This window comes from Streptomyces sp. NPDC001549 (genome assembly GCF_042894025.1).
In the GTDB taxonomy this organism is placed as follows: Bacteria; Actinomycetota; Actinomycetes; order Streptomycetales; family Streptomycetaceae; genus Streptomyces; species Streptomyces kutzneri.
On record NZ_JBIAVJ010000013.1, the window covers coordinates 34,765 to 55,430 of the forward strand.

Annotated in this window: 20 protein-coding genes; 15 read left to right on the forward strand and 5 right to left on the reverse strand. The window is 72.9% G+C overall.

From position 1 onward, the window contains the following. Nucleotide 1: 1 nt before the first annotated feature. Nucleotides 2-922 carry an NADP-dependent oxidoreductase gene (locus ACFY04_RS21710; protein WP_389118846.1) on the reverse strand — a complete coding sequence of 307 codons (921 nt, stop codon included), beginning with the start codon at nucleotides 920-922 and terminating at the stop codon, nucleotides 2-4. Between ACFY04_RS21710 and ACFY04_RS21715 the strand changes: the two genes are divergently transcribed. Together ACFY04_RS21715 and ACFY04_RS21720 are read left to right on the forward strand one after the other, a co-directional pair. Further along, nucleotides 912-1,106, forward strand: a complete 195-nt coding sequence (locus tag ACFY04_RS21715; protein ID WP_389118847.1) for a hypothetical protein — start codon at nucleotides 912-914, stop codon at nucleotides 1,104-1,106. The two genes, ACFY04_RS21710 and ACFY04_RS21715, sit on opposite strands and share 11 nt — an antisense overlap. Before the next feature lie 58 nt (nucleotides 1,107-1,164). Then, nucleotides 1,165-2,385, forward strand: coding sequence for a beta-ketoacyl-[acyl-carrier-protein] synthase family protein (locus ACFY04_RS21720; protein ID WP_389118849.1), 1,221 nt, complete (start codon nucleotides 1,165-1,167; stop codon nucleotides 2,383-2,385). 100 nt (nucleotides 2,386-2,485) lie between these two features. Here ACFY04_RS21720 and ACFY04_RS21725 read toward each other — a convergent pair whose 3' ends face one another. Continuing rightward, nucleotides 2,486-3,205: a DUF2470 domain-containing protein gene (locus ACFY04_RS21725; protein WP_389118851.1), complete on the reverse strand. Its 720-nt coding sequence runs from the start codon at nucleotides 3,203-3,205 to the stop codon at nucleotides 2,486-2,488. 155 nt (nucleotides 3,206-3,360) lie between these two features. On the opposite strand from ACFY04_RS21725, the gene ACFY04_RS21730 reads away from it, so the two are divergent. The 4 genes from ACFY04_RS21730 to ACFY04_RS21745 all read left to right on the forward strand — a co-directional run bounded on the left by ACFY04_RS21730 (nucleotide 3,361) and on the right by ACFY04_RS21745 (nucleotide 6,315). Beyond that, on the forward strand, nucleotides 3,361-3,756 hold the full coding sequence (locus ACFY04_RS21730) for a cell division protein SepF (protein WP_030012729.1): 396 nt from the start codon (nucleotides 3,361-3,363) through the stop codon (nucleotides 3,754-3,756). A gap of 67 nt (nucleotides 3,757-3,823) precedes the next feature. Continuing rightward, complete coding sequence (locus ACFY04_RS21735; protein WP_389118853.1) at nucleotides 3,824-5,290, forward strand: AAA family ATPase; 1,467 nt, start codon at nucleotides 3,824-3,826, stop codon at nucleotides 5,288-5,290. Continuing rightward, nucleotides 5,287-5,706, forward strand: coding sequence for a nucleotide pyrophosphohydrolase (locus ACFY04_RS21740; RefSeq protein ID WP_389118855.1), 420 nt, complete (start codon nucleotides 5,287-5,289; stop codon nucleotides 5,704-5,706). The genes ACFY04_RS21735 and ACFY04_RS21740 overlap by 4 nt, the downstream gene beginning before the upstream one ends. A gap of 123 nt (nucleotides 5,707-5,829) precedes the next feature. Then, on the forward strand, nucleotides 5,830-6,315 hold the full coding sequence (locus ACFY04_RS21745) for a DUF6099 family protein (protein WP_030009162.1): 486 nt from the start codon (nucleotides 5,830-5,832) through the stop codon (nucleotides 6,313-6,315). Between the two features lie 47 nt (nucleotides 6,316-6,362). On the opposite strand, the gene ACFY04_RS21750 is transcribed toward ACFY04_RS21745, so the two are convergent. Beyond that, nucleotides 6,363-6,617: a hypothetical protein gene (locus ACFY04_RS21750; RefSeq protein WP_389118857.1), complete on the reverse strand. Its 255-nt coding sequence runs from the start codon at nucleotides 6,615-6,617 to the stop codon at nucleotides 6,363-6,365. A 148-nt stretch (nucleotides 6,618-6,765) separates the two neighbouring features. On the opposite strand from ACFY04_RS21750, the gene mmuM reads away from it, so the two are divergent. The 6 genes from mmuM (at nucleotide 6,766) to argF (ending at nucleotide 15,102) form a co-directional block, all read left to right on the forward strand. Further along, entirely contained in the window at nucleotides 6,766-7,674 is a 909-nt protein-coding gene (gene mmuM, locus ACFY04_RS21755; RefSeq protein ID WP_389118858.1) for a homocysteine S-methyltransferase, read from the forward strand. Between the two features lie 206 nt (nucleotides 7,675-7,880). After that, nucleotides 7,881-9,419: a 3' terminal RNA ribose 2'-O-methyltransferase Hen1 gene (locus ACFY04_RS21760; RefSeq protein WP_389118859.1), complete on the forward strand. Its 1,539-nt coding sequence runs from the start codon at nucleotides 7,881-7,883 to the stop codon at nucleotides 9,417-9,419. Continuing rightward, complete coding sequence (locus tag ACFY04_RS21765) at nucleotides 9,416-11,980, forward strand: polynucleotide kinase-phosphatase (RefSeq protein ID WP_389118861.1); 2,565 nt, start codon at nucleotides 9,416-9,418, stop codon at nucleotides 11,978-11,980. Before ACFY04_RS21760 ends, ACFY04_RS21765 begins: the two co-directional genes overlap by 4 nt. 216 nt (nucleotides 11,981-12,196) lie before the next feature. Beyond that, nucleotides 12,197-12,673 (forward strand): hypothetical protein, encoded by a 477-nt coding sequence (locus tag ACFY04_RS21770; protein ID WP_389118862.1) that lies wholly within the window; start codon nucleotides 12,197-12,199, stop codon nucleotides 12,671-12,673. 46 nt (nucleotides 12,674-12,719) lie between these two features. Next, nucleotides 12,720-13,946 carry an arginine deiminase gene (locus tag ACFY04_RS21775; protein WP_301365636.1) on the forward strand — a complete coding sequence of 409 codons (1,227 nt, stop codon included), beginning with the start codon at nucleotides 12,720-12,722 and terminating at the stop codon, nucleotides 13,944-13,946. Nucleotides 13,947-14,073: 127 nt separating this feature from the next. Continuing rightward, complete coding sequence (gene argF, locus ACFY04_RS21780; RefSeq protein WP_389118864.1) at nucleotides 14,074-15,102, forward strand: ornithine carbamoyltransferase; 1,029 nt, start codon at nucleotides 14,074-14,076, stop codon at nucleotides 15,100-15,102. 12 nt (nucleotides 15,103-15,114) lie between these two features. On the opposite strand, the gene ACFY04_RS21785 is transcribed toward argF, so the two are convergent. Then, on the reverse strand, nucleotides 15,115-15,543 hold the full coding sequence (locus ACFY04_RS21785; protein WP_389118866.1) for an ATP-binding protein: 429 nt from the start codon (nucleotides 15,541-15,543) through the stop codon (nucleotides 15,115-15,117). A gap of 187 nt (nucleotides 15,544-15,730) precedes the next feature. Between ACFY04_RS21785 and ACFY04_RS21790 the strand changes: the two genes are divergently transcribed. Together ACFY04_RS21790 and ACFY04_RS21795 are read left to right on the forward strand one after the other, a co-directional pair. After that, nucleotides 15,731-16,558: an enoyl-CoA hydratase family protein gene (locus ACFY04_RS21790; protein ID WP_314248601.1), complete on the forward strand. Its 828-nt coding sequence runs from the start codon at nucleotides 15,731-15,733 to the stop codon at nucleotides 16,556-16,558. 4 nt (nucleotides 16,559-16,562) lie between these two features. Continuing rightward, nucleotides 16,563-18,812 carry a bifunctional salicylyl-CoA 5-hydroxylase/oxidoreductase gene (locus ACFY04_RS21795; RefSeq protein WP_389118867.1) on the forward strand — a complete coding sequence of 750 codons (2,250 nt, stop codon included), beginning with the start codon at nucleotides 16,563-16,565 and terminating at the stop codon, nucleotides 18,810-18,812. A gap of 136 nt (nucleotides 18,813-18,948) precedes the next feature. On the opposite strand, the gene ACFY04_RS21800 is transcribed toward ACFY04_RS21795, so the two are convergent. Beyond that, nucleotides 18,949-19,800 (reverse strand): LysR family transcriptional regulator, encoded by an 852-nt coding sequence (locus ACFY04_RS21800; RefSeq protein WP_389118869.1) that lies wholly within the window; start codon nucleotides 19,798-19,800, stop codon nucleotides 18,949-18,951. A 95-nt stretch (nucleotides 19,801-19,895) separates the two neighbouring features. Between ACFY04_RS21800 and ACFY04_RS21805 the strand changes: the two genes are divergently transcribed. Beyond that, the gene (locus tag ACFY04_RS21805; protein WP_389118871.1) at nucleotides 19,896-20,627 is read left to right on the forward strand and encodes an SDR family oxidoreductase; all 732 of its coding nucleotides are present in this window, start codon (nucleotides 19,896-19,898) and stop codon (nucleotides 20,625-20,627) included. Nucleotides 20,628-20,666 lie beyond the last annotated feature (39 nt).

The following is a 20,666-nucleotide window of genomic DNA, read 5'->3' on the forward strand; positions in this document are numbered from 1 at the left end:
GTCAGACGGTCAGGACGATCTTGCCGCGGGTGCGGCCCGCGGCGCTCAGCTCCCAGGCCCTGGCGGCCTCGGCGAGCGGCAGCGCGTGCTCGACGTTGACCGTGAGCTTCCCCGCGTCGGCCAGTTCCGCCAGGAAGGTCAGGTCGGCGGTGTCCGGGCGCACCCACAGCTGGTGGGCGCCCTTGGCTGCCGCGTTGTAGTCGGCGATGGAGACCACCCGGTGGCGTTCCCTGACCAGGGACTGGAGCGTCTCGATGACGTCGTCGCCGTAGAAGTCCAGGCCCGCGTCGATGCCGTCGGGCGCGAGCTCCCGGATCCGGTCCGCCAGCCCCTCCCCGTACAGCACGGGCTCCGCGCCGAGGGAACGCAGGTAGTCGTGGTTGTGCGCGCCCGCCGTGCCGATGACCCGCAGGCCGAGCGCGACGGCGATCTGCACGCCGAAGGATCCGGTGCCGCCGGCCGCGGAGTGGATGACCACGGTCTCCCCGGCCTTGAGGCCGGCGCGGGTGAGCGACTGGTAGGCGGTGAGGCCGGCCAGCGGGATGCCCGCGGCCTGTTCGAAGCTCAGCTCGCGGGGCTTGCGGGCGAGGGTGCGGACGGGGGCGGACACCAGCTCGGCGTACGTGCCGAGTTCGACCCACTCCTTGCGGACGTAGCCGTAGACCTCGTCGCCGACGGCGTAGTCGAAGGTGTCCTCGCCGACCGCCTCGACGACTCCGGCCACGTCCCAGCCGGGTATGACCGGGTAGCGGACTTCGAGGATCGGGTCGAGGTATCCGGCGGCGAGTTTCCAGTCCACCGGGTTGACCCCGGCGGCCTTGACGCGGACGAGCACCTCGCCCGGGCCCACCTTGGGCTGCGGTAAGTCAACGAGCTGCAGTGTGGCGGGAGTTCCGTATGCGCTGTATGTGATGGCCTTCATGATCGCTCCCAACACGGGTCCGCGGCCGGGTATTCCGAAGCGCAGGCCCACCGCCTTGCCCGCACCGGTCCGGACGGCCTCCGGCGGCGTGGCGCTGCTCGGGCTGATCGCCATGGCCGAACCCTACAAATTCGTGATCATGAATCGATTGATCATCCTGCTCATGAGTCGGGCCTGTGCTTGACACAGTGGTGGCACAGCCAGTCCGACCGACTGTGAGATCACCACAAGGGGGAACCGTCATGGATACGGGCATCACCGGAGTTGCCGTCACCGGCCTGGGGGCCACCACCCCGCTCGGCGGCGACGCGGAGGCCACCTGGCAGGCGATGCTGCGCGGCGAGAACGGCATCCGCGCCATCGAGGAGGAGTGGGCGGCGTCCCTCCCCGTACGCATCGCCGGGCGGGTGCGGCAGGAGCCGGCCGAGGTGCTGGACCGGGTGCAGGCGCGGCGCCTGGACCGCTGCGAGCAGCTCGCACTGGTGGCCGCCCGCGAGGCGTGGGCGGACGCGGGGCGGCCGCAGGTGGATCCGGAGCGGCTCGCCGTGGTCGTCGGCACCGGGACCGGCGGGGCGCTGACCCTGCTCGGGCAGGACGACGTCCTGGAGGCCTCCGGCGTGCGCAAGGTCTCCCCGCACACCGTTCCGATGCTGATGGCCAACGGCCCGGCGGCCTGGGTGTCCATCGAGCTCGGCGCGCGCGGCGGCGCGCACACCCCGGTCAGCGCCTGCGCCTCCGGCGGGGAAGCCCTGTCGCTCGCCCTGGACCTGATCCGGCTCGGACGGGCCGACGTGGTGGTGGCCGGCGGTACGGAAGCCTGTGTGCACCCGCTGCCGCTGGCCGGGTTCGCGCAGGCCAAGGCCCACTCGACGCGCAACGACGACCCGGCGGCGGCCTCCCGCCCCTTCGACACCGGCCGGGACGGCTTCGTCATCGGCGAGGGCGCGGGGCTGGTGGTCCTGGAACGGGCGGAGTTCGCGGCCGCGCGCGGGGCGCGGGTGTACGCGCGGCTGGCGGGGGCGGGGGTGACCTCGGACGCCCACCACATCACCGCCGCCCACGCGCCGGGACAGGTACGCGCGATACGGGCGGCGCTGGCCTCGGCCGGGCTCGCCCCCGCCGACGTCGCGCTCGTGCACGCGCATGCGACGTCGACGCAGGCGGGCGACCTGGTGGAGGCGCGGTCGATCGCCGAGGCGGTGGGCACGCACGCCGCGGTGACGGCGACCAAGTCCATGACGGGGCACCTGTTCGGGGCGGCGGGCGCGGTGGGGGCCATCGCGGCGGTCCGGGCGGTGTACGAGGGGGTGGTCCCGGCGACCCGCAACCTGGAGTCCCCGGACCCGGAGATCGGCCTGGACGTGGTCGCCGGCGGCCCCCGCCGGATGCCGGTGCCCGCCGCACTGGCGAACGCCTTCGGCTTCGGCGGCCACAACACCGCCCTGCTCTTCACCTCCGCCTGACCGTATCCCCGCCCGGCGCTCCGTAGCGAGCCGTCCAGGCTCCAAGACCCGGTCGTCGGCAAGGGACTGGTGGAAGTCGTGGGGGAGAGGGGCGCCCTCGTCAGGCCGGCAGGGTGTTGCGGTGCGAGTTCCGCCGGGCCGCGCTGAAGAGGGCCTGGATCTGCGTACCGGCCTGCTCTACGTCGTCGAGGGGCGAGGGGAAGGGCAGTCGCACGTCGCGGTGGCCGCGCCGCTCCTCCAGCCGCAGGGTGATCCCGTACCGGTCCATGGCGACCGGCAGCGCGCGGAGCACGGTGACGGTGGGCAGCGGCCGGACCAGCCGCAGCAGCAGGGTGACCAGGTCGTGGTGGTCGTCGAGGAGGTGCGTCAGCATGCCCGCCTCGTACGGGGAGAGCGGGTCGGGGCGGGCCGCGTCCAGCTCTTCGAGGCCGACGTGCGAGCGGCCTTCCGGGGTCTCCAGGACGGCCCGGTCGAATTCCATGCAGGTGGAGTCGGCGCCGGAGCCTTCGGCCAGGTCGGAGTAGGGGGTGAGCAGGCGGCCCAGCACGGTGACGCGGGCGCGCACCCGGTCCCGTACGGGGGTGGGGGCGACGTCGGTGAACTCCAGCCGGATCGACGGCCGGTACTCGGACTCGCCGCCGGGCTCGGCGGGGTGCAGGTGCAGCCGTCCCATCGGGTCGCTGCCGTCGAGGTGGCGGACCTCGGAGCGCAGCCCGTCGGTGACCACGGTCATGGAGTGGGCGGCGGTCAGGATCGACCGGATGCGCTCGGCATCGGTGGGCCGGTCGGCCGGGGTGGCGGGGGCACCGAACAGGCGCATGCGGATCTCTCCTCGTCCGAGTGACTTAGGTATGCCTAACCTAACTCATCTGGCTCTCCGAGAGTACCCGGCATGCTCGTGTCGTTGTTGGGCTGAACGGGTGAAACGCGAGAGGATGGGGGGATGCACATGAAGCGCACGGCCGAGGCGGCCCGGTGAGCAGGTACGACGTCACCGACGAACAGTGGGAGGGGCTCGCGCAGGTGGTCCCCCTGCGCAGTCGCAACGAATGGCCCTCCCGGGTGGACCACCGCACGATCCCGACGGCGCCCGGGGCGTCGGCGGCGGAGCAGCGGCGCTTCGTGGTGATCAGAGTTCAGATCTTCGCGGACGCGCGGGAGGTGGCGGAGTACCTGATCGCGCAGATCCCGGTCCTGCTCGACCTCACCGGGGCGGACAGCGAAGTGGCCAAGCGGATCCTGGACTTCAGCAGCGGCGTGGTCTTCGGCCTGGGCAGCGGGATGCACCGGGTGGACCGGAACGTCTTCCTGCTCGCGCCGGTGGGGACCGAGGTCGAGGGGATCGCGGCCGCGGCCGTCCCCCGATCGTAGGAAGGTCCCCGCGAGGGAACGGTTCGCCGGAGCCACTGGGGGTCCGGCGGGCCGTACCGTCCCGCGCATGGACGCCACCCTGGACGCGACGGCGGGGCGCACCGCCGTCGCCGTCGCCGCGTTAGCCGACACCCGCACCGATTCCTTCGAGGCCGGACCGGTCGGCGAGCAGCCCGCCCCGCCTGTCGCACCGACCGCTTCCGCGACTTCGGCAATTCCCGCGGCTTCAGAGGTCTCAGAGGTCTCAGAGGTCTCAGACACCTCCGCGGCCTCTCTTGCGGCCGGACCGCGGTCCGGCTCCGCCGTGGCGACGCCCGCGGCAGCGGCCGGGACCGCGGGTGACCCGGCCGTGCCGGCGCAGGCGGGCCCCGGCGGCTCCGGGCGGCACTCCGCCGAGCCCGTGCAGCGGCAGCCGCGGCCCGTGATCACCGAGCTGAGGCTCTCCGCCTTCGGGCCGCACCGCTCGGCGGTCTTCCCGCTCGGCCCCCTCACCCTCTTCGCCGGGCCGAGCGGCAGCGGCAAGTCCCAGGCCCTGGCCGCCTACGAGGCCCTGGCCGGGCTGGGTTCCGGGGCCACCCTGGAGGAGGCCTTCCCGGATCCGCGCGCCCGCATCCCCGACCGGGCCGTCCCGGACGCGCAGCGCCGGCGCGGGTTCCGCCTCGGCTGCACCGTGGACGGACCCGTCGGCCCGGTCCGGCTCGACCTCGCCGTCCAGGCCGAGCCCACGCTGCGGATCGTCGGCGAACGGCTCGCGCAGGACGGGCAGATCCTGCTCGCCACCGCCCTGCGCGACCCCGGCCGGCGCTCGGTCCAGGCCGCCTGGCTGACCGGCGGCGCCATCGGCGTCACCCGGGCCCCGCTGCCCGACGACCGGCTCGGCACGGCACTGCTCCCGCTCCGCGTCGCCGGTTCCACCGCGGGCCAGCGCCAGGTCCTGGCCGCCGCCGAGCAGGTGGTCGTGGCCCTGCGCGCGGTGTTCCCGTGCGACCCCCGTCCGGACCGGATGCGCGCCGCCGTCCCGCCGGGCGAGGGCCGGCTGCTGGGCGACTGCGCCAACCTGGCCGACGTGCTGCGCCGGACCCGCAGCGAATGCGGCACCCGCCACGCGCTGCTCGCGGAGGCGGCCCGCACCGGCTGCGCGGGGCCCGTCGCGGGGCTGGACGTACGGGCTCCCGCGGGCGGCGGCCCCGTCGCGGCGGTCCTGGACCGCGGCCCCGGCCGGCCCGCCACGGAGCTGGCCCGGCTGGGCGCGGGTGAACTCCGCTTCCTCGCACTGGCGCTGGTCCTGCTGACCGGGCCGGGGGTGCTGGCCATGGACCCGGCGGCCGAACTGCTCTCCGCGCGGCAGGCGCTGACGGTGCTGGCCGACGGTTTCGACCGGGGCCTCGACCGGCGGCAGAGCGCCGAGCTGCTGCGCCTGGCCCTGCTGTCCTGCGGCCGCGGCCACATCCGGCTGGTGGCGGAGGTGGGGGAGGGGACCGCGGCAGCCGCCCGCGGCCTCCCGGGCGTCGCGATGGTAGACCTGAGGGCATGAACGAGACGCAGGAACAGCCCGAGCGGCGGCCGGAATCCCCCGAGGGGCGGCCCGGCGACCGGCCCGACGAGCGGCTGGACCGACTGCAGCGCCGGCTCGCGCAGTTCGCGGCGGCGCGCGGCTGGGAGCCGTACCACACGCCCAAGAACCTGGCGGTGGCGCTCAGCGTGGAGGCGGCCGAACTGGTCGAAATCTTCCAGTGGCTGACACCCGAGCAGTCGGCGAAGGTCATGGAGAAGCCGGAATCGGCCCACCGGGTGGCCGATGAGGTGGCCGACGTGCTCGCGTATCTGCTGCAGTTCTGTGAGGTTCTCGGGGTGGATGTGCTGGATGCGCTCGCCGCGAAGATCGAGAGGAACGAACTCCGCTTTCCCGTGCCGGGTGCATCGACACCGAATCGTCACTCTTCGGAGTGATGGACTCATCCACAATCACGTTTGTGTCCACATTTTCCGAATACCCCTGGCTTTACTGGCTCGTTGCCCTCACTCTGGGTAGTGGTGAGGATGGCGGGATGTCGTGCGGACGGGGGACGGCATATGGATGCGGTACGGCTCATCGCGGCCGGCCGGCACGCGCTGGCACAGAGTGGGGCCGCGTGGGACATCGTGGGCGAGGCCTGGCAGGCCCAGGCACTCGCGCAGGGCATAGGGAGCTATCTGGCGGTCACCGGGCCGCCCGAGCTCAGATCGGAGGCACGGGGACTGGGGGAAGCGGGAGGCAGAGGCTGCGGGGTGCTCGACCGGGCGGCCCTGCGCGGAGAGGGCAGCGCGCCCGAATATCCGCCGCGGGCCGCGCAGTTGAGCGAGGTGTCGGATGTCCGGCAGGCGCTGCTCGGACTCCAGGCGCTGCTGGGTGAAGTGGGGATAGCCCTGGTCGGTGTGGCCTGCGGGACGGACGACGAGGCCCTGTACTGGCAGTGCATAGAGTCGATCGACGCGGCCGACGAGTCGAGCGACCGGGTGCGGGCGATCCTGCGCCGCATGGTGGTCCGTGAACGGGGGTCGGCCTCGGGCGTGGCCTGAGGGCGGCACAGACGGGGTCCCGCCGTGCGCGGCGGGGGCCCGCACGGTCAGGACGACCGGTAGGACGGGCGCCCGCCCTCGGGGGTGCGGTCCGTGGAGGCCTGGAGATCGGCGTCGAGCTGGGACAGGTCGGCGTTCAGCGCGGCCATCAGTTCTTCCATCTGCTGCAGCAGGCCCTTCGGCGCGCCGCCGCCCTGTGCGTGTACCGCGGGCTCCTGACCTGCCTGGTCGTGTGCTGCCTGCGCTGCCCGTCCGGTCGCTCCGGTGTGTCGGTGGGTCTCCGGCACGGCCTCGTGGGACATGGCGGCCGAGGGGCGCCCGCATACTGGGCGTATTCGGGTGCTCCGACAACCTGGGGGTCCCCCGGACGGCATCTGGGGGACGGTGCCGTAGCCGGCGTCCTGCGCTTGCCGGGGATGACGGGACAGCCCTGAGGAAGGCGGCGAACCCATGCCACGCGCGTCCGGCCCGCTCGCCGAAGCCCTGGCCCGCAGGGCCGTACTCCTGGACGGCGGGCTCAGCAACCAGCTCGCCGCCCAGGGCTGCGACCTGTCCGGCGACCTCTGGTCGGGCCGGGTGCTCGCCGAGCGCCCGGACCAGGTGGCGGCCGCCCACACGGCGTACGCCCGGGCCGGCGCCGAGGTACTGATCACCGCCAGTTACCAGGTCGGCTATGAGGCCTTCGCCGCCCACGGCCACGACCGCACCGAGACCACCGGCCTGCTGCACCGCAGCGTGCGCCTGGCCGCCCGGGCGGCCGAGGCCGCCGACCACGAGGTGTGGGTGGCCGCCTCCGTGGGCCCGTACGGAGCGGTGCTCGCGGACGGCTCCGAGTACCGCGGCCGGTACGGGCTGAGCGTGCGCGAGCTCGCCGCCTTCCACCGCCCCCGCATCGAGGCCCTGCTCGCCGCCGGCCCCGACGTCCTGGCCGTGGAGACCGTCCCGGACAGCGACGAGGCCGAGGCGCTGCTCACCGTCCTCGGCGAGACCGGCGCATCCGCCTGGCTCTCGTACACGGTGGCCGACGGCCGCACGCGGGCCGGACAGCCCCTCCGCGAGGCCTTCGCCCTCGCCGCCGCGTTCCCGGAGGTCATCGCGGTCGGCGTCAACTGCTGCGACCCGGCCGATGTCCTGCCCGCGCTGGAGGCGGCGGCCGGCGAGACCGCCAAACCCCTCGTGGCCTACCCCAACGACGGCTCGCTCTGGGACGCCGGCACCCGCACCTGGCACACCCCCGAAGCGCCCGTCCCCTGGCCCACGCGGGCCTGGCGCACCACCGGCGCCCGCCTCATCGGCGGCTGCTGCCGCATCGGCCCGACCCGGATCGCGGACCTGGCCCGGGCCGTTCGCGGAAGCTGACGGTCGGTCGGCCTGCGCCGGTCGGCCGGTCGCCGTCCCCCGGCAGCACGGACCAGGCGGTCCTCCACGTCCGGCCGTTGCCGGTCCGGTGCACGCCGGCGCGCCGTTCCGCCACCGGACGTCGCGAACGGTCAGTTCGGGTCGGCCGTCGACCGGGAAGGAAAATCCCTGGTAGGCGGGGAGGGGCACGGACGATACTCGGTCATGTGTTCCTGACGATCTCCACCACCGGTTCCCCCGAACGACCCGCCACCGACCTGGGCTATCTGCTGCACAAGCATCCCGGCAAGACGCAGGCGTTCTCCACCTCACACGGCACCGCTCACGTGTTCTACCCCGAGGCCTCGGCCCAGCGGTGCACGGCGGCCCTGCTGCTGGAGGTGGACCCCATCGCGCTCGTGCGGCGCGGCCGGGGCAAGGGCCGGGGCGGGGCGCCGGACGCCGCGCTCGCGCAGTACGTGAACGACCGGCCGTACGCCGCGTCCTCGCTGCTCGCCGTCGCGCTCAGCGGAGTGTTCCGCACCGCGCTCAAGGGACAGTGCACCGCCCGCCCCGAGCTCCCGGAGCAGGCCCGGCCGCTGCGCGTCGAGATCCCGGTGCTGCCCGCCCGCGGCGGGGCCGCGCTCGTGCACCGGCTGTTCGGCCCGCTCGGCTGGGACCTCGTGGAGGCCGAGGCCGTACCGCTCGACGAGCAGTTCCCCGAGTGGGGGGACTCCCGCTACGTACGGCTCGTCCTGGAGGGCGAGCTGCGCGTAGCCGACGCCCTGCGCCAGCTCTACGTGCTGCTGCCGGTCCTCGACGACGCCAAGCACTACTGGATCTCCCCGGACGAGGTCGACAAGCTGCTGCGCGCCGGAGACGGCTGGCTCGCCGCGCACCCCGAGAACGGCCTGATCACCTCCCGCTACCTGGCCCGCCACAAGCGGCTGACCCAGAACGCCATCGAGCGCCTGGAGCTGGTCCGCCTCGCCGAGGCCGACGGCAGTGAGGTCGAGGAGCTCGACAACGCGGTGGACGAGACCCGCGACACCGAGGAGCGGCCCGTGCCGCTCGCCGTGCAGCGGCGCGAGGCGATCCTCGCCGCCCTGCGGGTCGCCGGCGCCCAGCGGGTGCTGGACCTCGGCTGCGGCCAGGGGCAGCTGCTCCAGGCGCTGCTCGGGGACCCGGCGTACTCCGAGATCGTCGGCATGGACGTGTCCGTGCGGGCCCTGCAGATCGCGGCCCGGCGGCTGCGGCTGGACCGGATGGGCGAGCGGCAGAGCGCGCGCCTCAAGCTCCTGCAGGGCTCGCTCGCGTACACCGACAAGCGGCTGGCCGGCTACGACGCGGCCGTGCTCAGCGAGGTCATCGAGCACCTGGACCCGGAGCGGCTGCCCGCGCTGGAGTACGCGGTCTTCGGCTCGGCCCGCCCCCGCACGGTCCTCGTCACCACCCCGAACGTCGAGTACAACGTGCGCTGGGAGACCCTGCCCGCCGGGCACGTCCGCCACGGCGACCACCGCTTCGAGTGGAACCGCGAGGAGTTCCGCGCCTGGGCCGAACAGGTCGCGCGGCGCCACGGCTACGGGGTCCGGTACGTGCCCGTCGGCGACGACGACCCCGAGGTGGGGCCGCCGACCCAGATGGCCGTCTTCACCCAGCACGACGGCACCGACGCGGCCGGCACCACCGACGCGGCCGGCACCGCCGGCACCACCGACATCATCCGCACCACCGACACCCCGAAGGAGGGCGAGGCAGCATGACCAGCACCGAGACCCCCCGTACGCGCACACTTCCCGTCACCGACCTGTCCCTCGTCGTCCTGATCGGGGCGACCGGATCGGGCAAGTCCACCTTCGCCCGCAAGCACTTCAAGGCCACCGAGGTCATCTCCTCCGACTACTGCCGGGGCCTGGTCTCCGACGACGAGAACGACCAGAGCGCCAGCCGCGACGCCTTCGACGTACTGCACTACATCGCGGGCAAGCGCCTCGCCGCCGGCCGCCTCACCGTCGTCGACGCCACCAGCGTGCAGGCCGACGCCCGCCGCGGGCTGGTCCAGCTCGCCCGCGAGCACGACGTCCTGCCGATCGCCATCGTCCTGGACATGCCCGAGGAGGTCTGCGCCGAACGCAACGCAGCCCGCCCCGACCGGGCCGGCCTGCCCCGTGCGGTCATCCAGCGGCACCGCCGCGACCTGCGGCGCTCGCTGCGCGGCCTGGAGCGCGAGGGCTTCCGCAAGGTCCACGTACTGCGCTCCGTCGAGGAGGCCGAGACCGCCGAGGTGGTCCTGGAGAAGCGGTTCAACGACCTCACCCACCTCACCGGCCCCTTCGACATCGTCGGTGACATCCACGGCTGTTCCTCCGAGCTGGAGACCCTGCTGGCCAAGCTCGGCTACGAGGACGGGGTCCACCCCGAGGGCCGCACCGCCGTCTTCGTCGGCGACCTCGTCGACCGCGGCCCGGACAGCCCCGGCGTCCTGCGCCGCGTCATGGGCATGGTGAAGTCCGGCAACGCCCTGTGCGTGCCCGGGAACCACGAGAACAAGCTCGGCCGTTACCTGAAGGGCTCCAAGGTCCAGCGGACCCACGGCCTCGCCGAGACCATCGAGCAGCTGGAGGGGGAGCCGGAGGAGTTCGTCCAGGAGGTGCGGGAGTTCATCCGCGGCCTCGTCAGCCACTACGTCCTCGACGGCGGCAAGCTGGTGGTCTGCCACGCCGGGCTGCCCGAGAAGTACCACGGCCGCACCTCCGGCCGGGTCCGCTCGCACGCCCTCTACGGGGAAACCACAGGCGAGACCGACGAGTTCGGCCTGCCCGTGCGCTACCCGTGGGCCGAGGACTACCGCGGCAAGGCCGTCGTGGTCTACGGCCACACCCCGGTCCCCGACACCACCTGGATCAACAACACCATCTGCCTCGACACCGGCGCCGTCTTCGGCGGCCGGATGACCGCCCTGCGCTGGCCCGAGCGCGAACTGGTCGACGTACCGGCCGAGAAGGTCTGGTACGAGCCGGTCAAGCCGCTCGTCGCCGAGGCGCCGGGCGGGCACGACGGCCGCCCGCTCGACCTGGCGGACGTGCACGGCCGACGGGTCGTGGAGACCCGGCACCTGGGCAACGTGAACGTGCGCGAGGAGAACGCGGCTGCGGCCCTGGAGGTCATGAGCCGCTTCGCGGTGGACCCCCGCCTCGTCCCGTACCTGCCGCCCACCATGGCGCCCACGGCCACCTCCCGCGAGGAGGGCTATCTGGAGCACCCGGCCGAGGCCTTCGCCCAGTACCGCAAGGACGGCATCGCCCAGGTGGTGTGCGAGGAGAAGCACATGGGCTCCCGCGCCACCGTCCTCGTCTGCAAGGACGCCGACGCGGCCCGGACCCGCTTCGGGGTCGACGGTCCGACGGGCTCCGTCTACACCCGCACCGGACGGCCCTTCTTCAAGGATCCCGAGGTCACCGAGGAGGTCCTCACCCGGCTGCGCTCGGCGGTCACCGACGCGGGCCTCTGGGAGGAGCTCGACACCGACTGGCTGCTGCTCGACGGGGAACTCCTGCCCTGGTCCCTGAAGTCCGCCGCACTGCTGCGCAACCAGTACGCCGCCGTCGGCGCGGCCTCCGGCGCCGTCTTCCCGGGCGCCATCGCCGCCCTGGAGGCGGCCACCGCCCGGGGCGTCGACACCGGCGAGCTGCTGGAGCGCCAGCGCGGCCGGGCCGCCGACGCGGCCGCCTTCACCGACTCCTACCGGCGCTACTGCTGGACCACCGACGGTCTGGACGGCGTACGGTTCGCGCCATTCCAGCTGCTGGCGGTGGCCGGGCGGTCGCTGGCCGCGGTGCCCCACGACGAGCAGTTGTTCTGGCTGGACCGGCTGGTTGAAGCCGACGACGCCAACAGACCTGCCGGTACCGGACTGCTGCGCCGCACCGGCCGGATCCTGGTGGACACCGCGGACGAGGATTCCGTACGGGCCGGCACCGACTGGTGGCTGGAGCTGACGGCCGCCGGCGGCGAGGGCATGGTCGTCAAGCCGCTCCAGGCGTACGCCAAGGACGGCAAGGGCCGGCTGGTCCAGCCCGGGGTCAAGGTGCGCGGGCGCGAGTACCTGCGGATCATCTACGGCCCGGAGTACACCCGTCCGGACCACCTGGAGCGGCTGCGCGAGCGGTTCCTCGGGCACAAGCGCTCGCTCGCCCTGCGCGAGTACGCGCTCGGGCTGGAGGCGCTGGACCGGCTGGCGGCCGACGAGCCGCTGTGGCGGGTCCACGAGGCGGTTTTCGCGGTGCTCGCGCTGGAGTCGGAGCCGGTCGACCCGCGCCTGTGAGCCGGCATCGGCCGCGCGAGGGGGCCGCGTCAGCACGGCCCGTAAAGGAGTGGCCCCCGTACGGCCTCGAATTAGGTCGTATGGGGGAACTTTCGCGGAGAACTCCGGGGAAACCACCGACGGGATCGTTCAACCAGGGCAGCGGAATGTCCGCGACCCTGGAAGGACGGAACGTCACCTATGAAGATGACCGCGCGCGGAAGCATTGCGGCGCTCATGACCTGTATGGCTGCGGCCGGAGCGGCCACCCCGGCCGTGGCCCAGTCGGTGCCGGTCGATGTCCCGCTGGACGCCGTGAAGACCACGCTGGGCGTGGACACCCCGCGCGTGGGCACGGGCGTGCCGATGCCGGTCGTGGGAGCGCCCGAGGCGCCCCGCTTCCACAAGGGGAACATGCTTCCGACCCCACTGCTCCCGTCACTCCCGATCGCCACCGAGCTCGGCAGCACCCTCGTCACCTCCCCGGTGCCGAACCTGCTGGGCAAGCCGGAGACGGACGGCGAGAGTTCCGTCGAGGCGCCGTCCGCCGACCTGCTCGCCCAGACCCCCGGCCTGGTCGCCGGTGGTCTGCTGACGATGCCGGACGCCTCCAACTCCGGAGTGCCGAACCTGACCGCGCCCGAACTGGGCCTGACCACCCCGGAGCTCACCGGGGCCCCCTCGGCGCTTCTCGGCCTCACCAGCCCCCGCTGAGCGGACGCCACGTCAAAAAGCCGTTCGGTCTGGGAATGTGTACGGCATGGGATTCCATGTCGACTCCGAGACCGGGCGGCTTCGCCGCGTCATCCTCCACCGGCCCGACCTGGAGCTGAAGCGGCTCACACCGAGCAACAAGGACGCACTCCTCTTCGACGACGTGCTGTGGGTGCGCCGGGCCCGCCAGGAGCACGACGGCTTCGCGGACGTGCTGCGGGACCGGGGCGTGGAGGTCCACCTCTTCGGTGACCTCCTGTGCGAGGCCCTCGACATCCCGGAGGCGAGACACCTCGTACTGGACCGGGTCTTCGACGAGAAGGAGTACGGGCCGCTCGCCACCGACCACCTGCGGTCGGTCTTCGACGGGCTGACCTCGGCCGAGCTGGCGGAGGCCCTGGTCGGCGGGATGACCAAGCGGGAGTTCCTGGAGCGGCACGCCGAGCCGGTGTCGGTGCGCTTCCACGCCCTGGACCTGGACGGCTTCCTGCTGGGCCCGCTGCCCAACCACCTCTTCACCCGGGACACCTCCGCCTGGATCTACGACGGGGTGTCCATCAACGCGATGCGCTGGCCCGCCCGGCAGCGCGAGACGGTCCACTTCGAGGCGATCTACAAGCACCACCCGCTCTTCACCACCTCCGGTGCCTTCCACTACTGGTCGCAGGGGCAGGCGGACTACCCGTCGACGATCGAGGGCGGGGACGTACTGGTCATCGGCAACGGGGCGGTGCTGATCGGGATGAGCGAGCGGACCACCCCGCAGGCGGTGGAGATGCTGGCACGCGGCCTGTTCGCCGCCGGTTCGGCGACGTCCATCGTGGCGCTGGACATGCCCAAGTCCCGGGCCTTCATGCACCTGGACACGGTGATGACGATGGTGGACGGAGATACGTTTACTCAGTACGCCGGGCTCGGCATGCTCCCCTCCTACACGATCGAGCCGGGCGGCGGGCCGCAGGAGCTGAAGGTCACCGACCACCCGGAGGACCACATGCACCGGGCCATCGCGGGGGCGCTCGGCCTGGACTCGATCCGGGTGCTGACCGCGACGCAGGACGTGCACTCGGCGGAGCGCGAGCAGTGGGACGACGGGTGCAACGTGCTCGCCGTGGAGCCCGGGGTGGTGGTCGCCTACGAGCGGAACGTGACGACCAACACGCACCTGCGCAAGATGGGCATCGAGGTGATCGAGATCCCGGGCAGCGAGCTGGGGCGGGGCCGGGGCGGGCCGCGCTGCATGAGCTGTCCCGTCGAGCGGGACGCGGTCTGAGGCGGGCGCGCGCCCGGGGGGAGGGGTCCCGGGCCCGGGGAAAGGCCCCGGGCCCGGTCTGTATATCAATACAGAGGATCGTATAGACTTCCAACATCCCCTGTCACCGTGACGCTGGAGCGACCCCATGGCCACCGACCTCGCCGGCCGCAGTTTTCTCAAGGAGCTGGACTTCACGGCCGCCGAGTTCCGCGGTCTGATCGAGCTCGCCGCCGACCTGAAGGCCGCCAAGAAGGCCGGGGTCGAGCAGCGCCTGCTCCAGGGCAGGAACATCGCGCTGATCTTCGAGAAGACCTCCACCCGGACCCGCTGCGCCTTCGAGGTCGCCGCTGCGGACCAGGGTGCGCACACCACCTACCTCGACCCCGCAGGCTCCCAGATGGGCCACAAGGAGTCGGTCAAGGACACCGCCCGCGTGCTGGGCCGGATGTTCGACGGGATCGAGTACCGGGGCGACAGCCAGCAGGCCGTCGAGGAGCTCGCCGCCCACTCGGGCGTCCCCGTTTTCAACGGACTCACCGACGACTGGCACCCGACCCAGATGCTGGCCGACCTGCTCACCATGACCGAGCACACCACCAAGCCGCTGCACCGGATCGCCTTCGCCTACCTCGGCGACGCCCGCTTCAACATGGGCAACTCCTACCTCGTGACCGGTGCACTGCTGGGCATGGACGTGCGGATCGTCGCGCCCCGGTCCTACTGGCCCGCCGAGTCGGTGGTGGCCGCGGCGCGGGAGCTCGCGGCGGAGAGCGGGGCCCGGCTCACCCTGACCGAGGAGGTCACCGAGGGGGTCGCCGGGGCGGACTTCGTCGTGACCGACATCTGGGTGTCCATGGGGGAGCCCAAGGAGGTCTGGGACGAGCGGATCGCGGTCCTGTCCCCGTACGCGGTGACCATGGACGTGCTGCGCGCCACCGGGAACCCGGACGTGAAGTTCATGCACTGCCTGCCGGCCTTCCACGACCTCGGCACCAAGGTGGCCCGGGAGATCCACGAGCGGCACGGGCTCGACTCCCTGGAGGTGACGGACGAGGTGTTCGAGTCGGAGCACTCCATCGTCTTCGACGAGGCCGAGAACCGGCTGCACACCATCAAGGCCGTGCTCGTCGCCACCCTCGCCCGGCCCGGTCGGTCCGCCCGGGGTGACGCATAGTCATACGCCGCGTCATACGCCGGCGGGGCCGGTCCGCTGTGCGGGCAGGGTGAACCACACGGCCTTGCCGTGCGGGGTGGGGCGGTGGCCGCAGTCGGAGCTCAGGCTCCGGATCAGCAGCAGGCCGCGGCCGTGCTCCAGCCAGGGGTCGGGCCGGCCGGCGTCCGGACGGGCCGACAGGTCGCCGGGCGGGCACGGATCGCCGTCATGGACCTCGACCTGGCAGCCGTTCGCGCGCAGTTCCACGACCAGCTCGATCGAGGCGCCGGAGCCGGTGTGCTCCACGGCGTTGGCGACCAGTTCCGCCGTCAGGAGTTCCGCGGTGTCCCGGTCGGCGGGCGCGTCGGCGTCGGCCAGCGCGGTGCGGACGAGGGTGCGGGCCATGGGTACGGCGGCAGCCGTGTGGGGCAGGGCGATCCGCCAGGCGGAGGCGTCGGGCAAGGAAGGGCCGTCCGTTCCGGGGTCTGGGGCCGGTGAGGGCCGGGGTCGGGTCGGGGTCGGGCGGGGAGTGGCGAACTCCCGGTTTCAACGATACGAAGTCGAATTCTCATTCCGGCAGGCACCCCGACGGGACGAATGTGTCGCGCTTCTGTGACGGCAGTCACGATCTGGTGATACCGTCGGTGAGGTGAGCCCCTTCACCGGTTCCACACCAGCGACCGAACGGTGGCACCACCTCCGGGTCACCCGGCAGGACGGCGTCGCCACCGTCACCTTCGACCGCCCCGAGAAGCTGAACGCGCTCACCTTCGGCGCCTACGCCGACCTGCGCGATCTGCTCGGCGAACTGTCCCGTGAGCGCTCCGTACGCGCCCTCGTGCTCGGCGGCGAGGGGCGCGGCTTCTGCTCCGGCGGGGACGTCGACGAGATCATCGGCGCCACCCTCGCCATGGACACCGCCCAGCTCCTCGACTTCAACCGGATGACCGGCCAGGTGGTGCGCGCCATCCGCGAATGCCCCTTCCCGGTGATCGCCGCCGTGCACGGGGTGGCCGCCGGGGCCGGAGCCGTCCTCGCGCTCGCCGCCGACTTCCGGATCGCCGACCCCACCGCCCGCTTCGCCTTCCTCTTCACCCGCGTCGGTCTCTCCGGCGGCGACATGGGCGCGGCGTACCTGCTGCCCCGGGTCGTCGGCCTCGGCCACGCCACCCGCCTGCTGATGCTCGGAGAGCCCGTCCACGCGGCCGAGGCCGAGCGGATCGGCCTGCTCAGCGAGCTCACCGAGGAGGGCAAGGCCCACGTACGGGCCGCCGAACTCGCCGCGCGCCTGGCCGCGGGCCCCGCCCTCGCCCACGCGCAGACCAAGGCCCTGCTCACCGCCGAGCTCGACATGCCCCTGGCGGCGTCCGTGGAACTGGACGCCTCCACCCAGGCCCTGCTGATGCACGGCCAGGACTACGCGGAGTTCCACGCGGCCTTCACCGGGAAGCGGCCGCCGGAGTGGAAGGGCAGGTAGTCACATGGCTCCTGGTGCCATGCGGGTCGCCGTCGTCGGCGGGGGACCGGGAGGGCTGTACGCCGCCGCGCTGCTGGCCCGCCAGGGCCACACGGTGGAGGTCTGGGAGCGCAACGCCCCGGACGACACCTTCGGCTTCGGCGTGGTGCTCTCCGACGAGACACTCGGCGGCATCGAACGGGCCGACACCGTCGTCCACACGGCCCTGAGCGCGGAGTTCGTGCGCTGGGACGATGTGGACATCGTCCACCGCGGCCGGCTGCTGACCTCCGGCGGCCACGGCTTCGCGGCCATCGGGCGGCGCCGGCTGCTGGAGATCCTGCACGAGCGCTGCGCGGGCCTCGGCGTCCGCCTCCGCTTCAGCTCCGAGGCCCCGGCGGCCGCCGAGCTCGCGGCCTCGTACGACCTGGTGGTCGCGGCCGACGGGGTGCACAGCGCGATCCGGGAGGCCGGCGCCGCGCACTACGGGCCGACACTGACCGGCGGCCGCTGCCGCTACATCTGGCTCGCCGCCGACTTCGCCTTCGACGCCTTCCGCTTCGAGATCGCGGAGACCGAGCACGGGGTGATGCAGCTGCACGCCTACCCCTACGCGGCCGACGCCTCCACGGTGATCGTGGAGATGCGCGACGAGGTGTGGCGGGCGGCCGGCTTCGACCTGTACGACGAGAACGAGTCGGCGGCCCGCTGCGCCAAGATCTTCAGCGAGGCCCTGCGCGGGCGCCCGCTGCACGGCAACCGCTCCGCGTGGACGCAGTTCCGTACCGTCGTCAACGAGCGCTGGTCGCACGGCAACACGGTGCTGCTCGGCGACGCGGCGCACACCGCCCACTTCTCCATCGGGTCGGGGACCAAACTGGCGGTGGAGGACGCGCTCGCGCTCGCCGAGGCCGTGGGCGCCGCGCCAGGCGACGTCCCGGCCGCCCTCGCCGCGTACGAGACGGCCCGCCGCCCGGCGGTCGCCAGCACCCAGCGGGCGGCGGCCGCGAGCCGGCACTGGTTCGAGGAGATCGCCGGATACGTCGACCAGCCCGCCCGGCAGTTCGCCTTCAACCTCCTCACCCGCAGCCGCCGGGTCACGCACGACAACCTGCGGATGCGCGACGCACGGTTCACGCGGGCCGTGGAAGGGGACTTCGGCTGCCCGGACGGCACTCCCGCGATGTTCACGCCCTTCACCCTGCGGGGCCTGACCCTGCGCAACCGGGTCGTCGTCTCACCCATGGACATGTACTCGGCCGAAGACGGGCTGCCGGGCGACTTCCACCTCGTCCACCTGGGCGGACGGGCCCTCGGCGGGGCCGGGCTGGTGATGACGGAGATGGTCTGCGTGTCCGCCGAGGGCCGCATCACCCCCGGCTGCACCGGCCTCTACACCCAGGAGCAGGCGGCCGCCTGGAAGCGGATCGCCGACTTCGTCCACACCTCGGCGCCCGGTACCGCCCTCGGCGTCCAGCTCGGGCACGCGGGCCGCAAGGGCTCGACGCGGGTGATGTGGGAGGGCATGGACGACCCCCTGCCCCACGGCAACTGGCCCCTGGTGGCCGCCTCCGCGCTGCCCTACCGGCCGGGCGTCTCGGCGTTCCCGCGCGCCCTGGCGCGCGAGGACCTGGCGGCGCTGTGCTCCGATTTCGCTGCCGCCGCCGTCCGCGCCGCCGACGCCGGATTCGACCTGCTCGAACTGCACTGCGCCCACGGCTACCTGCTCTCCGGCTTCCTGTCCCCCTTGACCAACCACCGCGACGACGAATACGGCGGCTCCCTGGAGAACCGGCTGCGCTTCCCCCTGGAGGTCTTCGACGCGGTCCGCGCGGTGTGGCCCGAGGACCGCCCGATGACGGTCCGGCTCTCGGCCACCGACTGGGCAGCCGGGGGCACCTCGCCCGAGGAGGCGGTACGGATCGCGGCCGCCTTCGCCGCCCGTGGCGCGGACGCCATCGACGTCTCGACGGGCCAGGTGGTCGCGGACGAGGCCCCCGAGTACGGGCGCTCGTACCAGACCCCGTATGCCGACCGGATCCGCAACGCGCTCGGCGTCCCGGTCATCGCGGTCGGCGCCATCTCCTCCTGGGACGACGTGAACTCCCTGCTGCTGGCCGGCCGCGCCGACCTCTGCGCCCTCGGCCGCCCCCACCTCTACGACCCCCACTGGACCCTGCACGCGGCCGCCGAGCAGTCCTACGAAGGCCCCGGCGCGCCCTGGCCGGCCCCGTACCGCGCGGGCAGCCGCAAACCGCCGGCGGGCCGCGGCTAGATGAATGATGCGAAGGTGTGAGTGGTCGAGATGGATGTCACCTGGTCGCGCAGACTGACACCAGCCGCGTGCACCCACCGCGATCTGCCGCCTGAGCCGGGCCACGATGGGTGGAGCCTGGCCGGGCGTGTGGGCGCTACGGGAGACGTGTCGCAGTCCGGATGAGGTCGGCGACGGCTTTGGACCGGCTGTGCGGTGGCCAGGCGATCACGGTGGTGACTGTCGGCGCGTCCAGCACGGGCACGGCGGCGAGGTCACCGTGCAGTTGGGCTCGGCACGACTCCGGTGAGACCGCACAGGCACGGCCGAGCGCGACGAGCTGCAACAACTGCGCATGGTCGCGGACCTGCGGGCCGGGGCCGGGCGGGTAGGTGCCGTCGGGGTCGGGCCAGCGTGGGAGGGGCAGGCCCGGCAGCGCGGTGATGTCGGCCATGTGCACATGGGCCCGGGCGGTGAGCGGATGCCCGGCCGGCAGGACCACAACCTGACTCTCCGTGCTGAGCTCTTCGGTGTGGAATCCGGCCGTCGAGTCGAACGGCCGGTGCAGCAGCGCCACGTCGGCCCGGCCCTCGCGCAGGAGTCGTTCCTGCTCGGCCGGACCGCACAGGATGACGTCGACGGGGACCGCGCCGGGTTCGGCGGCGTACGCGTCGAGCAGTCTCGCCAGCAGTTCCCTGGACGCGCTGGCCTTCGTGACCAGGACCAGGCCGGGGCGGCCGGTCACGGAAAGGGCGGCGCGGCGGGTCCGACGCTCGGCGGCCCCGACCGCGTCGAGAGCCGCTCGGCCCTCGACCAACAGCACCGAGCCGGCCTCGGTCAGCGTGACAGCGCGACTGGTCCGATCCAACAGCACTGCCCCGAGCCGGCGTTCGAGCCGCTGGATCGCCCGTGACAACGGTGGCTGCGCGATCCCGAGCCGCTGCGCGGCACGCCCGAAGTGCAGCTCTTCAGCGACAGCGACGAAATACCGCAGTTCCCGGGTCTCCATCCGGCCACGCTATCCCGGATCAATACCCTGACGGTATCGTTGCGTACCCAATCGGTCTTGGACTCCCGCCGAGGTCCGAAGGCAGCATCGTCCCTATGACTGAACGGACGATCGCGCTGGTCACCGGCGCGAACAAGGGAATCGGCTACGAGATCGCCGCAGGCCTGGGCGCCCTCGGCTGGAGCGTCGGCGTCGGCGCCCGCGACGACCAGCGCCGAAGCGCCGCGGTGGAGAAACTGCGCGCCGCCGGCATCGACGCGTTCGCCGTACCGCTGGACGTGACCGACGACGCGAGCGCGGCCGCCGCCGCACGGCTGATCGACGAACAGGCCGGACGCCTCGACGTGCTCGTCAACAACGCCGCCATCGCAGGCGCCATGCCACAGGAGCCCACCCGGATCGACCCCGCCACCATCCACACGGTCGTGGACACCAACGTGATCGGCGTCATCCGCGTCACCAACGCGATGCTGCCGCTGCTGCGCCGCTCCGCCGCACCGCGGATCGTGAACATGTCCAGCAGTGTCGGCTCCCTCACCCGGCAGTCAGGAACCGCTGCTGAGCAGATGACGGGTCCGGTGGCCGTGGCGTACGCGCCGTCGAAGACGTTCCTGAACGCCGTCACCCTCCAGTACGCCCGGGAGCTGAGCGGCACGAACATCCTGATCAACACCGGCTGCCCCGGCTACGTCGCCACCGACCTCAACGGCTTCCGCGGCGTGCGCACCCCCGAACAGGGCGCGGCGATCGCCGTCAAACTCGCGACCCTGCCCGACGACGGCCCCACCGGACAGTTCTTCGACGACGCCGGCGTGGTGCCCTGGTGATGTGCACGGCGGCCATCACCCGCCAGGCTGATGCCGCTG